Below are 15,028 nucleotides of genomic sequence, written 5' to 3'. Positions count from 1 at the left end.
AGTATAATGAAAGATCGAAATATATTCGAGACTGAATTCCTTAACTACCGCATCAAACGTCGTAGTTTACCCACAACATTATTTTTCCTAACATCTGCCATAACAGTTGCCTGTAATCGCGATACTACCACAACCAGCAATTCCACTTCCCAGTCTTCCGTAGCGAATAGCTCTGCTCTTTCAAATGTGGCAGATACCAGCATTCAAGGTACGAAAGCTCGAATAGGCATTATTAGGGGACCCGGACCTTATTACTTGGCTAAGGTCAAAGGCACTCTGAATCAATACTTAGAAGCTAAAAAATTTGGGGTACAGTGGTTAGGTCCATTTCCAGCTTTTGCACCTGCTGTTGAAGGTTTGAATGCTGGTAGTATTGACTTTACAGGTGGTAGTACTACAGCTGCTATCTCGGCTATGGCAGGAAATTCACCGTTCAAGATTTTTGGGTACCAAGTCAGTGGTAAAGATGGATCGGGGATTTTGGTCCCGAAAAACTCTTCGATTGCGACGGTAAAAGATCTAGTCGGTAAAAAGGTGATTGTAAATCGTGGAGGTACTGGCGAGTATCTGCTAGCAAAAGGTTTGGAAAAAGCAGGAGTTTCTATAGACCAAGTGCAGCGAATTTATCTTGGTCCGGCAGATGCTGCTCCTGTCTTTGCTTCAGGAAAAGCAAGTGCGTGGGCGGTGTGGGGAACTTTTTTTGCTAATGCAGCAGTTAAAGATAGTGCTAGGATTTTAGCTACAGCGGGAGAGATTGATTCGGAGAATGATGGCATTTATATTGTTCACAATGCATTCTTGGAGAAGCATCCGGATATAGTGAAAGCTGTTTATGATGTCCTGGTACAAGAAAGTAAATGGGTGTTATCAAATGCAGCCCAGGCAATGCAAGTCTATGGTAAGGAATTTAAGCTTTCTGAGAGCGTACAAAAGTTTATGAGTGAAAGGGTAGAGGGAATACCAACACCCGTCGGTGCAGCAGAAATAGAAAAGATGAATCGTGTCAGTGACTGGTTTTTTAAGCTGGGCATTATTCCCAAAAAGCCCACTATAGAAAACTTTGTAGTTGATGTCACCAAGATATAAACGAGCAATAACGTGCTTTTTTACTCTGCAATCGGCATTATTTCAGCTAATTCACTCGGTTTATTGTGAAAACAAGGAGGAACATTATGACTCATTCAATTCGCATCGGTGTCCATGTCAATAACCTCTCAGTATTTACACTCAGCAGAAAACCTGAGTTATTAAAAGATTTGCTTGAGCCAACGGGAGTATCAGCACAGTGGCTCCCAGAAACAGGTGGGCATCAAACAGTAAAGCTCTTAAAAACAGCAGAAATTGATATTGGTGCAACAGGTACAACTCCACCAATTTTGGCACAGGCTCAGGGAGTACCAATCGTTTATTTGGCTACATCTCAACCTCGCCCAGTTCAGGGAGCAATTGTTGTCCTGGAAAATTCGCCCATTCAAAGTGTGAGCGATTTGAAAGACAAGACTGTCAGTTTAAGTGAAGGGTCTTACCAACAACATTTACTAGCGATCGCTCTAGATAAAGTAGGGCTTACCTATCAAAATGTCAAAACCATCCCCCACACGGCTGATTCACTCCAAGCCTTTCTCAATGGTGAAATAGATGCTTGGATAACATCAGATCTACATTTGGCACAAGTTCAGAAAACCCATCAAGTGAGAGTACTGCTTTACAGTTCTGAGCTATTTAGCAATCGCTCTGTTTACTTTACCCATCGCACTTTTGCCGAGCAACACCCAGATGTCTTGTCAGCTTTTATCCGAGCACTAGAACGAGTCGATCGCTGGATTGCCACTCATTTTACTGAAGCAGCCGAACTACTAGCCAAAGAAATTAACAACGGCATTGATGCCCGAGGCTGGGAACAGTCTCTAAGAAAAAGACCTTGGGGTCTTGTCCCACCTTCGCAAGAGTTTATTGCCGAACAACAATACGCAGCTGATGTTTTCTATCGTTTTGGTTTGCTGCCCAAGAGTATTAATGTTTCTGAAGCACTATTGACCGATCCCCTGAGTGTCTTTGAAGCCAATCTTGCTTTAGCTAGCAGATAGCTGTATTTTTCGGAAGCGCGATCGCTTTACTGTTACCGAAGCACGCAGTAAAGCGATCGCGTTGCACTATATCGTATTACCTCGCTTTATTGGGAATGCCAGAAAATACAAATAACTGTTGCTCTTTAGGTGCGGGTAAATTTTCACCAATGTAACGGTTAATACCTACACCCATGTCTCCCGTAGCGGTAAGTTTGAACTTCACTTCTTCAAATTCAAACGCTTGCAAAAATTTCCGCACATTCTCGGAGTAGGGAATTCCGTTAGAGTGTCCCCGAGTCCAGATAGCAAAAGCACCTTGTTTGCTTAGAAACCTCAAATTGTCTAGCAACCGTTTGAGCTCGGCTTCATCGGCTAAATTGCCGAAGACACCACACACAATAACGATGTCTGCTGGTACTGCTCCTACATAGTTAGCGGAGATAGTTGCATCACCATTGATAAATTCAATTTGCTTTGCTAAACCTAATGATTCTATAGTTGCTTTTCCACGTTCAACTAGATTCGGGTTGAGTTCAACGAGTCTTGCATAAACCTCTTGAGCGCGGGGGTGATTTGCTAGGGTTCCTAATAAATCCCGTCCATCACCAGCACAAACACTCACTACGCGGATTCTTCCTGCTGGAGATGCATCCAAGCTGTAGGATATGTATTCCCGCACGATTTCCAGACGCTGTTGTAATTTTGGTTCCGTATTATAGAGATCGTGCCATTCCAACCAATCTTTTGGCATAAGGGGTGATTCCAATTTCTTGCAAAATGTGGCTTTGCAGAGTGACAAGCACGCTGTACTTCGGTAAACTACAATAAATCTATCGATTAAAAGTATTTTACAATGAAGGCATAGTATTATAAAAATTCATTCAAAATTAAGCCTGCAGGAAATACCAATCAATTCTTGCTTCCCCTGCTGCTCCGTAGCAAACTTATGCTCTAACTAACCTCATAACTGCGATCGCCCAAATCTGGTCCTGTGCTGGTAACATTGGGCTCCAAAATGCTTAACTAATGGTTTAGCAGATGTTTGTAAAGTCTATCGTTGTATCAAGATCCTCTTTAATAAGGGGGACTTGAAGAAAAATTTCCCCCCTTTTTAAGGGGGGCTAGGGGGGAGCTAAAGTTTTGGATACCTCAGCCACTACTTTCAAAACGTCCTCTTAGGGTTACATAAGTTTGATGTTAGGAGAAAAAGGTTGGGAGGGTGAGGTTTGTAGAACCTGCGTTATGTTATTTGCAAGCAAAGTCAGAATTTCAATACTATAAATACGATAACCTACATTATTTACCGTATTATAAATTTTAAGATTAAGCGTAAAAGCACAATATATGTCGAAAAAACTCTTATCAGTCAGATTTCGGGGAATTTTCAGTAGCTTATTACAGAGACTATCTAGAATTCGTATATTGGCTCTATTCTTTACAGTAGGACTAATCTTGAGTCCGGCTGTCTCTGTTTTTTCTTTCAGCAATACAAGTCACTCTGGGCTAACGCTAGCACAGAATCGGGCAAATCAAAGCGTTGTGATTCGCATTGGCTACCAAAAAGCAGCAACTGTTCTTAACGCTTTGAAGACAAAAAAAGACTTAGAGAAAGCTTTGCCTGCTGGTTCTAAAGTGACATGGACAGAATTTCCAGCAGGTCCGCCAATGTTAGAGGCAATCAATGCTGGAAGTATTGATTTTGGGTACACAGGTGAATCACCGCCTATATTTGCCCAAGCAGCTGGTACTCCCTTGGTTTATGTTGCTTACGATCCTTGGAGCCCAAAAGCAGAGGCTATCATCGTACCGAAAAATTCACCCATCAAAACTGTAGCGGATCTTAAAGGCAAAAGAGTGGCTTTTGCAAAAGGCTCAAATACTAACTATCTAGTGGTAAAAGCTTTAGAAAAAGCAGGATTAAAGTACAGCGATATTAAGCCAGCTTTTCTCACACCTCCCGATGCTCGTGCAGCATTTGAAGGTAACAATGTGGATGCGTGGGCTATTTGGGACCCGTATTTAGCTGCTGCTGTCGCTGCGACAGGCGCACGCACTCTGACTGATGGAACGGGACTTGTATCGAATCGCGGTTATTATCTTGCAGCCAAATCTTTTGTCCAGAAGCAACCATCAGCGTTAAAAACAGTTCTGGCTCAAGTGAAAAAAATCAGTGACTGGGCGCAAAAGAATCCCACAGATGTCGCGAAATTTCTCTCGCCAGAATTGGGTATTGATGCTGCTGTCTTGGAGATCGCTGAAAGGCGGCGCAAATATGGAGTACTACCGATGACAAAAGAAGTTATCGCTGGACAACAGCAAGTAGCTGATGCTTTCTACAAAATCAAGCTCTTGCCAAAACAAGTTTCTGTCAAGGAAATTGTTTGGCAGGGTAGTTAAATTTTAGCATTATCATTTTAATTTTTCACAAGAAGAATAACGATGAATGGTTTTGCCACGTGAATTTGAAAAAGACGAGTCAGGGAAAATGGTGTTGTTTAAACGTGCTACTGAACCTTATAGGTTGGAGTTGGATTTAGGACAAGAGGTTGATAACGTAACTGTTAGGTAAGATGAAAACCCAATTTGTCAAGAACCCAACTATAAGAGCTAAAGAATGGATGCTCCTCTTCATTCTGTCTTTATTATGGGGCGGTTCTTACTTTTTTATTAAAATTGTTCTTGTGGAACTCCAACCGTTTACGGTAGTATTAGGTCGTGTTAGCTTTGCTGCGATCGCTAACTTAATTTATTTCCGTATACTTGCTGTTGCAGGTGCAACTAACGCCTCGTTGGTAACGTTTTTGATTCCAATCAGTGCGCTCTTACTTGGTGTATTTGTCCTTGGAGAAAGGTTGGATTGGAATACTTTTGCAGGTATGTCACTCATTTTTACAGGATTAGCCGCTATTGACGGAAGGCTCTTGAGATTACCATAAAAACTATTGACCTTACTAAATACATTGGAATCTACGTGTTAGAACTTTATAGCTACTATCGTTCAACAGCTTCATATAGAGTCAGGATTGCACTAGAGTTAAAGAAAATTCCTTATTTGTATAAAAGTGTTTCTGAATTAAGAAAAGGTAAACCAGAGTTTACAATAAAATACCAAAAAATTAATCCTCAAAAATTGGTTCCTACCCTTATTGATGGTGAAGCTGTTATTACCCAGTCATTAGCAATTGTTGAATATCTAGAAGAATGTTATCCGCAACCTGCACTTTTACCATCAGACATTTTTGCACGAGCTTATACAAGACAAATTGCCCTTTTGATAGCTTGCGATATCCATCCCTTAAACATCATGAGAGTTCGTAAATACTTGACTGAACCGATAGGTTTAAATCAAGCTGAAAAAATGAATTGGTATCATCACTGGCTGGGGGAAGGTCTAAACGCACTTGAAAATATTCTAGATAACAGTAGATTTTGCAGCAATTTTTGTTATGGTGATACTCCAACAATCGCGGATGTATTTCTCGTACCTCAGGTTTATAATGCCGAGCGATTTAAATACCCTTTAGAGCCATATCCTCATATTCGCCGAATTTATGAAATATGTATGACTCATCCCGCATTTATTGCCGCACAACCGCATTTACAACCTGATATTGTGGAGTACAATCCAGAGGATGAATATTAAAAAATAAATTTGTCTTTTGCCAATCTTTTGCATTAAAATACAGCGAGTAGGAGAGTATCTTGCTTTTTACCTGTAACCGTGCCAATATTAATATTACTAAATTTTAATCAATTAACCGTATATTATTAGATTTAGTCTAACTTACAACTTCTGAGAGTCCTAGTAAGAGCGAAAATCGCAGACAGTTGTGTTGGTATGAATGATTTGAAAGATGTGTTTCTCGCTCTTCTATAATTTTGACCTGATGCCAGGGAAGCTATCTGAGCTTTACATTGCTTGCCCAAAAAGTTTTATTTCGGTTGCAGTTAGTCACAGCAGCAAGCAGCATAGCTGTTGATACACATCTATAAGGAGAACGATCGCGCATGACTTCTATTAAACGCCGTCACGTACTAAGTCTGAGCCTTTCAACAGTTGCTTCATTCGCTTATAAGTCCCTCGCTTCCACACGCGAAGCAACATCTTATGCAGTAGATTTAGCTCAAGCAAATCCAGGCTCAACCAACACGAGCAAGAATGCGTCAAAATTGCGTCTCGGCTTTCAGCCACCTTATGTGACAGTGTTTGCAATGCGAGAGCAAAAACTATTGGAGAAGGCATTTGCGGGACAGCCAACTAGTTTTGAATACCGCCGAATGCTGTCGCTGAAGCCAGTTACCGAAGCATTAGCAGCCGGAGCTTTAGATCTGGGTTTAGGTGGTACGCCAATCCCCGCCATCGCAGCAGGCTTACCTATTCGTGTTATTGCCCTCGTTGAGCGCAGCCCGAAAACCCATGCCTTACTAGTTCGACCTAACTCGCCTATCAAAAGTATTAAGGATTTGAAGGATAAGAAAATAGGGACGCCTACCGGACGAAGCCATTTATTGGTAGTGCGAGTACTAGAAAGCATTGGACTAAAAGATACTGACGTAAAGTGGGTTCAGTTAGAAAATGATGTAGGTCGTGCAGCATTGCTATCGGGAGCGATCGATGTTTGGGCAACCTGGGACCCCTTTTATGCCAGCGTACAAGTCGCGAAAGAGGCAATTGCGATCGCAGACGGGACTCAATATGTTTTGAACTATGTGGCGCTGTTTGGACGCACAGAGTATATAGAACAGAATCCAGAGACTGTGCGACGGTTTCTTAAAGCCTATCAACAAGCAGTAAACTGGGTCAAACAAAACCGTCAGAAAGCAGTAGAGATCTTAGTTAGAGAAAATAAACTTGCGCCGGAAGCCGCTGCTTTAACACTGTCGCGTCGTAACATACTGTTGCAGCCGCCCAATCAAGAGTATCGCACCGACCTTGTAAATCAGTCAAAACTACTGGCTCGTTTGGGACTTATCAAACAGGAGCCAGATTGGAGTCAGGCGATCGACACAAAATTGGCTACATCTATTAAAACCTGACATGGTTTCAGATTTAAGTATTTTGCCTGTTTTTCATAGAAATTGATACCTTAATTTTGAACTTTAAACAAAAAAACTAGTTTGCAAATTCAGTAATTTAGGTATCGGGAATAAGAAATTGATTATTTTCTACTCCCCACCGAACCTTTTGAACAGCTTAAACCTAAACCGAGCACAACAAAGAGATATTCATATGACACACAAACTCGCAGCAACAGAATATCCCATTCATGACTTGATTCGCCGTCGCTGGAGCCCCAGAGCATTTGCCGACCGTCCTGTTGAGCAGGAAAAACTACTTACCCTGTTAGAAGCAGCTCGTTGGGCACCTTCTTCCTACAACCATCAGCCCTGGAGTTTTATCGTTGCTACCAAAGATGACCCAACGGAGCACAAGCGTTTACTCAGTACTTTAGCTGAATTGAATCAAGGTTGGGCAAAAAATGCTCCCGTGTTAATACTCGCCGTTGCTAAACTGTATTTTGATGATGGAAGAGTAAATCGTCATGCGCTACATGATGTCGGACTTGCATTAGAAAATTTAGTGATTCAAGCCACCGCTTTTGGTTTATCGGTCCATCAGATAGCAGGATTCAATGTGGAGAGCGCTAGAAAACAATATAAGATTCCTGAAGGCTATGAGCCTACTACAGCACTTGCAGTCGGTTATCCTGGCGATCCCCAAAGCCTTTCCAATGAGCTACGCGAACGAGAACTAGCACCTCGCATCCGCAAGCCTTTGAAGCAGTTGGTGTTTTTTGGAGAGTGGGGAAAAGCTTCACCTCTGCTGGCAGCAAGCAGCCATCGCTAACCCACAAGCGATCGCTACCTAAAAGAATGAGAACGTCTTTGTTGGCAAAACAATCGGTCACTGCTTACTCAGGAGGTTGGTTCAACCTCCTGAGTAAAAAACTTTGATAAACTAATTATTAGCTTTACAAAAGCTAAATATATATCTTATTGTTAAGGAGCTTGAATTTCCCTATACTTCATGAGAAGCTATAAAATTAAAATACGGTTAGTTTATCGATAAAGTGCATTTTTGTAAAACCAGCATTCTACAGACAAATCATTGTCTTTGCCTTTGTCCAAAAGCTTATGTAGAGTTTGATAGCTATAGATTCATGTTTTTTGTCTTAATGGCTGGTAAAAACAAATTTTGAAAATTAAGGGGTGAAGCTCGTGAGCGTAAATCAATTAGCCCACAAACAGCTATCTACTACTAACTCCGCTCAAAATTTAGAGACGGATGTCTTGGTGATTGGTGGTGGTCCTGCAGGTACTTGGGCAGCTTGGAGTGCAGCAACCAGTGGTGCAAAAGTCGTTTTGGTAGATAAGGGTTACTGCGGTACAAGTGGTGCAGCCGCAGCATCAGGAAATGGTGTGTGGTACATTCCACCAGAGGTCGAACAACGCGAATCAGCAATGGCAAGTCGGGAAGCAATGGGAGGATTTCTTGCCAACCGCCATTGGATGACTCGCGTTTTAGATCGAACTTACGACAATATTAATTCACTGGCAGATTGGGGTTATCCCTTTCGAGTTGATAATAACGGAATGGCCATCCGTCGCTCTTTGCAAGGTCCGGATTACATGCGCTTCATGCGGAAAAAGATTAAGCAAGCAGGAGTGAAAATTTTAGACAACAGTCCAGCTTTAGAGCTGCTTGTAGATGCAGAAAATACTGTTGCAGGCGCATCGGGTATTAACCGCCAATCTGGAGAACGTTGGAAAATCCGAGCAGGGGCAGTTGTTATTGCGACAGGAGGTTGTGCTTTCTTAAGTAAGGCTCTCGGTTGTAATGTGCTGACTGGAGATGGTCTGTTAATGGCAGCAGAGGTTGGTGCAGATTTCTCTGGTATGGAATTTTCTAATGCTTATGCTATTTCTCCTAGCTTTTCCTCTGTCACCAAAACTCGTTACTATGACTGGGCATCCTTTACCTACGAAGATGGCACGGTCATAGAAGGTGCAGGCTCCAAGCGCGGTCGCTCTGTCATTGCCAAAACTTTGCTGACTCAGCCAGTTTATGCCCGCCTCGACCAAGGTGTCGATGAAGAAACCAAAGCATGGATGCGGGCGTCTCAGCCTAACTTTTTTGTTGTCTTCGATCGCGCTGGAATTGACCCCTTTACCCAACGCTTCCCCATCACTTTACGCTTAGAAGGAACTGTACGCGGTACGGGAGGAATTCGGATTGTAGATGACACCTGCGCCACTTCAGTCAGCGGGCTTTACGCTGCGGGAGATGCTGCAACGAGAGAGCTAATATGTGGTGGATTTACGGGTGGAGGTAGCCACAATGCAGCTTGGGCAATGTCATCTGGGTACTGGTCCGGTCAGTCAGCAGCTACCTATGCTTTGAGTTTGGGAGAGAAAGCAACGCAGCGCAAAGTACGAGGCGTGGGTGAAGTTGGATTGCAAAGTGAGGGCAACCATACTTTATCTCCGGATGAAGCGATTTCAGCCGTTCAAGCCGAAGTTTTTCCTTACGATCGCAATTTATTCCGTACTGACTCAGGCTTAAGTGCATCTCTAGACAAACTTAATGACCTCTGGCAATATCTCCGCAACAGCCAAACTCCTACCGATAACAAAGTCATCCGCATGCGAGAAGCTGCAGCAATGGTCGCCACGGCTCGTTGGATGTACAACAGTGGTTTGCAACGTCAAGAAACTAGAGGAATGCACAAACGGATGGATTATCCCCAGCAAGACCCAAACCAGCAGTATCGGCTGTTAAGTGGAGGAGTAGACACAATTTGGGTCAAACCCGAACCGGCAGTTGCAAGCAAGCAATTAGTTGCAGTGTGATTCAACAAAGATAGGAGGCAAACTATGAGTTCAAGCAATCAAGTTTTAGACAGACCGATTTCCAAAGGCTTGCCCTTTGTAGAGGCAAACCTCAATTACTTAGTCCCTATGGCAGAAAGACCTGTCAATTACACTTACGAACCGCCATCAGGGATTCCCAGGCATAATGGAACTTATCAGACACACAAATTTCCAATTTACAATGCTCGTTCCATCTCAGAGAACATAACTCTGGATCGAGAAGGCTTTGGCTTGAAAGAGCATAATACTAGCGTGCGGAACTTTTATGACGAAGATGAGGTACGCCACGTTTACTACCCAGAAGCAGAGCAATTATTGAAAGAAGTAACGGGTGCAACACGGGTAGCGATCTTCGACCATACTCTTCGTAACGTCCAAAGGATGAAGCCAGGAGAGAATAATATTAAAGAACCTGCCAAACGCGTACACAACGATTTTACTGCCAAATCCGGCTATACTCGCGCACGCTTGGAATTAGCAGCAAGAGGGATTGATAATATTGACGAGCTATTGCAACAACGCTTCGCCATCATCAATGTTTGGCGGGCGATCGCTTCTCCAATCCAAGAGTCACCATTAGCAGTATGTGACGCGCAAAGTATTGCAACAACAGATCTTGTGGCTACTGACCTTGTTTATCGCGATCGCGTTGGTGAAACTTATGCGCTCTTACACAATCCGAGACATCAGTGGTTCTACTTCCCACAAATGCACAGAAATGAGGCACTCTTCATTAAGTGTTTCGACTCTGCAGAAGATGGACGCGCACGTTTTGCAGGTCATACAGCCTTTAACGATCCGACAAGCCCACCAGATGCTCCACCACGGGAAAGTATCGAACTGCGAACATTCGTTTTTTATCCCGCATAGCTGCGGATGCGTCACTTAACAATGCTAAGTACCATCGCTCCCCAACTCTTAACTCTTCCTCATACTTTACTTCTTTTTAGCACTGCTTTCATTGCAGGCGGATTAAATGCTGTAGCGGGTGGTGGTAGCTTTATTACCTTTCCAGCCCTCATTTTTACGGGTGTACCGCCAGTTGTAGCAAATGCTACAAATAATGCTGCTATATGGGTAGCTGCTTTAGCAAGTGCTGGAGCTTACCGGAAAGATTTAGGAATCAAACGGCAAGTTTTTTTGCTCTTATGTGGCATAAGCCTGGTTGGCGGTGTTATCGGCTCCTTAGCTTTGTTGTATACTTCGGCTGATTTTTTTAAAAAACTGATCCCTTATTTATTACTGTTAGCAACACTAGTATTTACTTTTGGTGATTTTTTCAGGAAATGGCTTCAGATTCAAAGCCAGAAGTCATCTCCTGAATCCGTACCTTTACGAAATTTAGTGTTGGCTCAACTAGCGATCGCTATCTATGGGGGTTTCTTCGGTGCGGGGTTGGGGATTTTAATGCTAGCTACCTTATCGTTTTTAGGTATCAAAAGTATTCATACTATGAATGCCTTTAAAACGTTTTTGGGGAGTTGTGTAAACGGCATTGCGATTGTCCCATTTATTTTTGCAGGTGTCATTGCTTGGCAGCAAGCAATTTTAATGGCTGTAGGCGGTTCGTTGGGAGGTTATGTCAGCGCTCATTACGCACGTCAACTAGACCCCCAAATGATTCGGAGAGTTGTCATAATCGTTGCTTTTAGCATGACTATTTACTTTTTCATTTACGGTTAGAAAGCAAAAAATAGGAATTGGTGCAGGCAGGAGGAGAAAACAACAAAACCGTTTTTTATACCGAACCTGTCTAATTTTACAGATTTTGTTGTGTAATGCGATCGCAAGGGGATGTGTTGTGAAGATCGTTCTACCCATAGAACTAGCTGCTGATATCGAGCCACTGTTACCCTCAGACATTACATATGTGCATATAGACAGTGATGGTAACTTTGAAGGCGATCCACGGGAAGCTGAAGTTTATCTCAATGGGTTTCAGTTGAAAAATACGACCCTCCATAAAGTACTGGCAGCAGCGCCTGGAATTCGCTGGCAGCATACACCAAGTTCTGGCGTGAATCATATCCTCACGCCTACTTTTTTAAAACATGATATAGTTCTTACAAATGGTTCGGGAGTTCATGCCATTCCTATGGCAGAATTTGTGCTGAACTTCATGCTTTTTTACGCAAAAAAAGTTCAAAAATTGCAAGAGTTACAGATGAACCACTACTGGTATAAGTGGTTGGAACTGGAAGAATTGTACAACAAAACTCTGTTAATTATTGGTACGGGAAATATTGGTCAAGAAATTGCCCTGCGTGCCAAAGCTTTTGGAATGAGAATTTGGGGTAGCCGCCGACATCCCGAACCATTACCAAATTTTGACAAAATAGTTGGTGTCAATGAGTGGCGATCGCTTCTTCCACAGGCAGATTATGTAGTTGTTGCGACACCTCTTACTCCAAAAACCAAAGGATTAATAGATGCAGAAGCATTACGGTTAATGCGTCCGAGTGCTTATTTAATTAATATTGCTCGGGGTGCAATTGTAGATGAATCAGCATTGCTCACTGCTCTGGGAGAAGGTTGGATTGCAGGTGCTGGATTAGACACCTTTGAAACAGAACCATTACCACCAGAAAGCCCTTTTTGGTCTTTATCCAATGTATTTATTACTCCTCATTGTTCGGCACTAACTCCACAATTGCGTCAGCGTATTGTAGCATTATTTCTTGATAATTTAGCACGCTATCGTAGCGATCAACCTTTACGCAATGTTGTAGATAAAACAGTGGGTTATTAAAACTCAAATTACTGGCTTGGAAGAGAGAGCGAGGCGTAGAACTTGGAGGGAAGAAGATTTTCATTTGCTTTGGTATATGCAGTTCATGCTTGGGACTCAGTTAATGGTTTTTCAATAAACTGCACTAAAAAATAGTGTCCAACAGTTACAGTTAACTTCTAACAATGGTACACCTATGTTTCATGAGATAGAAAGAGAATTGTCAGATGGGGAACCTTGGTCATTTAGGCATCAGCCAAAATTCCCAATCCAGCTTCAGTTACTTGTAGAGCAACAACAGGGAAGACAAGATGTCTGGGAAATACCAGAGAAAGAAGCATTAACAAAAAAAACACAAATTAAGCTATACAACTCACAACTCGCGGAGTAACCTATGACAGCAACCTTAACTCGTCGGCCTTGGACAGTTGAATTTGAAACAGAAACTATCGATAGATTAATTGATAAACACGCTCCCCAGATTCCTAAAAAGCGGTTGCACGAAGCAAAACCCATTCAGACAAAAGAAGAACTGGAAAATTTTTACCAATTTCGGATTGGTGGTGCAGCCCACGACCTATTTATTGTTCAAGTTTGTGCGAAGATCGTTAACCAAATACCCGATCCTGAATTGCAGTTATTTTTAAGCCGTCAATTGGGCGATGATGGCGCACACGCTGAAAATACCCGCAGGCGTGTAGAGGCATTATTTGGTCATGACCCCATTGAAGATATTCAAAAGCAAGTGCAAAAGCACTGGGATTTTATGGGGGACTTACCGATTCGTAATTGGTTGGGTTTTTTAGCCTTTGAGTTACATTACGAACATCATATTGTTGTCACTGCCATATTAAATCGTCGCTTGTCACGGTTGTACGATCCAGCATCAGCAAACTTTGCAACAGAGAGAATTATCCCAGACGAAGCATTCCATCGTGTGGGAGTGGTGGAATGGTGGCAGCGTAAATTTGACAAAGCTTCGCCTGCAGAAAAAGCCGAGCTAGTAGAACAGGTATTGGCAGTTGATGAAGAAGGTCAACGACGACGAAATACTTACCTTAAAGAACACGGTCAAATTACCCGTCGCGCCCTTGGTATTGAAGTTGAAGGTTCGGATTTAATTTATGATGCTTGGCGGCGAGAAGTACTTGCTTATTTCTTTAATCTCCCTGAGACACAGCTCCCAAAACTCGTCAGTATTAACGATGAAACATCTTTAGTATTCAATACTTAAAAGGCATTTATATGACTGCAACTTTAACTCGAGCTTGGAATGTAGAATTTGAGAACGAAACTCTAAATAAACTCATCGGCAAGTATGCACCTCACGTTCCCTTAACTCGCGAACAGGCCAGTCGTCCCCCACTAACAGAAGAGGAAAAAGACAATTTTTACCAGTATTGGGCTGCTACAGGTGGACATGACTTGTCTATTGTGCAAGCTGCTAGCAAAGCAATTTCGTTGATTTCAGACCCTGACTTGCATTTGATTTTGAGCAGACAAATTGGCGATGATGGTACGCACGCGATCGCTTTTCGACAACGAGTCATTGCTTTAACCGGACGCGATCCTATTGATGATATCCGCAAAGAAGCCGAACGTCACTGGGAATTTTTAGAAGATGTCCCCTATCGCAACTGGCTTGGATTTATTGCTTGGGAGCTGCACTACGAACATCATATTTTGCCCCAAGTTTGGTTCAATAAACTAACATCAAAAATTGGAGATGCTGTTTTGGCTAAACAAAGTAGCGAACGATTCACCGATGATGAAGCAATTCACCGCGTCACAATCGCCAATTGGTGGCGCAAAAAGTTTGAACAAGCTTCACCTAACGAACGGGCTGAACTTGCAGCAAAATTGTTAGAACTGGACGAAGAAATTCAGCAACGACGTGCTGCTTACATCAAACAGCGCTGGCTGGATGCGGAAAACTTTAATGGGGCTAATATCAAAGGGATAGAATCAGTATACGATGATTGGCGCAGCGAAGTCATTTCTTACCTGTTAGATCTTCCCAATCCTCAACTAACTTCTATCAATCAGTAGGTTGAGTAGATAAAATTCACATTGACTTAGGGCTTACGCATAGCTTCTCTTTTTAAGGAGGTGAGCGATAACGTCCGAAAGCCTCGAAATAGTGTTGAGGTGGAATAAGTCCTATTGCTTTAGAGAATGTTTGTAAACCCTACTGTTGAATTACGATCCCCCCTAGCCCCCCTTAAAAAGGGGGGAAAATATTCTTCAAGTTTTAAAGAGGATCTCTGGTTCCCGGAGTGAGACAGATAGAAGGTAATCGTAAAGATGATTTGTCCAATTGAGCGTCTTTCCAGCAGACATAGCATTTGTTTATATTGAA

General features: G+C 42.5%; 16 protein-coding genes. 15 read left to right on the top strand and 1 reads right to left on the bottom strand.

Going from position 1 to position 15,028, the window contains the following annotated elements:
• The first annotated feature begins 6 nt into the window (after positions 1–6).
• Complete coding sequence (locus AB0756_RS20715; protein WP_050046616.1) at positions 7–1,086, top strand: aliphatic sulfonate ABC transporter substrate-binding protein; 1,080 nt, start codon at positions 7–9, stop codon at positions 1,084–1,086.
• Between the two features lie 86 nt (positions 1,087–1,172).
• A complete protein-coding gene (locus AB0756_RS20710; RefSeq protein WP_038074274.1) occupies positions 1,173–2,087 on the top strand; it encodes an aliphatic sulfonate ABC transporter substrate-binding protein in 915 nt (304 codons plus the stop codon).
• A 76-nt stretch (positions 2,088–2,163) separates the two neighbouring features.
• Here AB0756_RS20710 and AB0756_RS20705 read toward each other — a convergent pair whose 3' ends face one another.
• Positions 2,164–2,820, bottom strand: a complete 657-nt coding sequence (locus AB0756_RS20705) for a class I SAM-dependent methyltransferase family protein (protein WP_038074271.1) — start codon at positions 2,818–2,820, stop codon at positions 2,164–2,166.
• 593 nt (positions 2,821–3,413) lie between these two features.
• Here AB0756_RS20705 and AB0756_RS20700 point away from each other — a divergent pair.
• The 13 genes from AB0756_RS20700 (at position 3,414) to AB0756_RS20640 (ending at position 14,718) form a co-directional block, all read left to right on the top strand.
• Complete coding sequence (locus AB0756_RS20700; protein ID WP_038074269.1) at positions 3,414–4,466, top strand: sulfonate ABC transporter substrate-binding protein; 1,053 nt, start codon at positions 3,414–3,416, stop codon at positions 4,464–4,466.
• 46 nt (positions 4,467–4,512) lie between these two features.
• Complete coding sequence (locus AB0756_RS20695) at positions 4,513–4,638, top strand: hypothetical protein (RefSeq protein WP_272899983.1); 126 nt, start codon at positions 4,513–4,515, stop codon at positions 4,636–4,638.
• Position 4,639: 1 nt separating this feature from the next.
• Positions 4,640–5,005: an EamA family transporter gene (locus tag AB0756_RS20690; RefSeq protein WP_038074266.1), complete on the top strand. Its 366-nt coding sequence runs from the start codon at positions 4,640–4,642 to the stop codon at positions 5,003–5,005.
• Between the two features lie 35 nt (positions 5,006–5,040).
• A complete protein-coding gene (maiA, locus tag AB0756_RS20685) occupies positions 5,041–5,712 on the top strand; it encodes a maleylacetoacetate isomerase (protein WP_038074263.1) in 672 nt (223 codons plus the stop codon).
• 365 nt (positions 5,713–6,077) lie between these two features.
• Positions 6,078–7,106: an ABC transporter substrate-binding protein gene (locus AB0756_RS20680; protein WP_038074260.1), complete on the top strand. Its 1,029-nt coding sequence runs from the start codon at positions 6,078–6,080 to the stop codon at positions 7,104–7,106.
• 193 nt (positions 7,107–7,299) lie between these two features.
• A complete protein-coding gene (locus tag AB0756_RS20675) occupies positions 7,300–7,917 on the top strand; it encodes a nitroreductase family protein (protein WP_038074258.1) in 618 nt (205 codons plus the stop codon).
• 371 nt (positions 7,918–8,288) lie between these two features.
• On the top strand, positions 8,289–9,920 hold the full coding sequence (locus tag AB0756_RS20670; protein WP_038074412.1) for an FAD-dependent oxidoreductase: 1,632 nt from the start codon (positions 8,289–8,291) through the stop codon (positions 9,918–9,920).
• A gap of 24 nt (positions 9,921–9,944) precedes the next feature.
• The gene (locus tag AB0756_RS20665; protein WP_038074253.1) at positions 9,945–10,811 is read left to right on the top strand and encodes a CmcJ/NvfI family oxidoreductase; all 867 of its coding nucleotides are present in this window, start codon (positions 9,945–9,947) and stop codon (positions 10,809–10,811) included.
• 6 nt (positions 10,812–10,817) lie between these two features.
• Complete coding sequence (locus AB0756_RS20660; RefSeq protein ID WP_050046615.1) at positions 10,818–11,624, top strand: sulfite exporter TauE/SafE family protein; 807 nt, start codon at positions 10,818–10,820, stop codon at positions 11,622–11,624.
• 118 nt (positions 11,625–11,742) lie between these two features.
• Positions 11,743–12,690: a D-2-hydroxyacid dehydrogenase gene (locus AB0756_RS20655; protein WP_038074252.1), complete on the top strand. Its 948-nt coding sequence runs from the start codon at positions 11,743–11,745 to the stop codon at positions 12,688–12,690.
• Positions 12,691–12,865: 175 nt separating this feature from the next.
• The gene (locus tag AB0756_RS20650) at positions 12,866–13,060 is read left to right on the top strand and encodes a hypothetical protein (protein ID WP_038074250.1); all 195 of its coding nucleotides are present in this window, start codon (positions 12,866–12,868) and stop codon (positions 13,058–13,060) included.
• A 3-nt stretch (positions 13,061–13,063) separates the two neighbouring features.
• On the top strand, positions 13,064–13,903 hold the full coding sequence (locus tag AB0756_RS20645) for a hypothetical protein (protein ID WP_038074246.1): 840 nt from the start codon (positions 13,064–13,066) through the stop codon (positions 13,901–13,903).
• Between the two features lie 11 nt (positions 13,904–13,914).
• On the top strand, positions 13,915–14,718 hold the full coding sequence (locus AB0756_RS20640) for a hypothetical protein (protein ID WP_038074243.1): 804 nt from the start codon (positions 13,915–13,917) through the stop codon (positions 14,716–14,718).
• The last annotated feature ends 310 nt before the right edge of the window (positions 14,719–15,028 follow it).

The organism is Tolypothrix campylonemoides VB511288_2 (assembly GCF_045999855.1).
GTDB lineage: Bacteria > Cyanobacteriota > Cyanobacteriia > Cyanobacteriales > Nostocaceae > Scytonema > Scytonema bouteillei_A.
The sequence above is the reverse complement of the archived record's forward strand: the minus strand, read 5'-3'. Positions and strand labels throughout refer to the sequence as shown.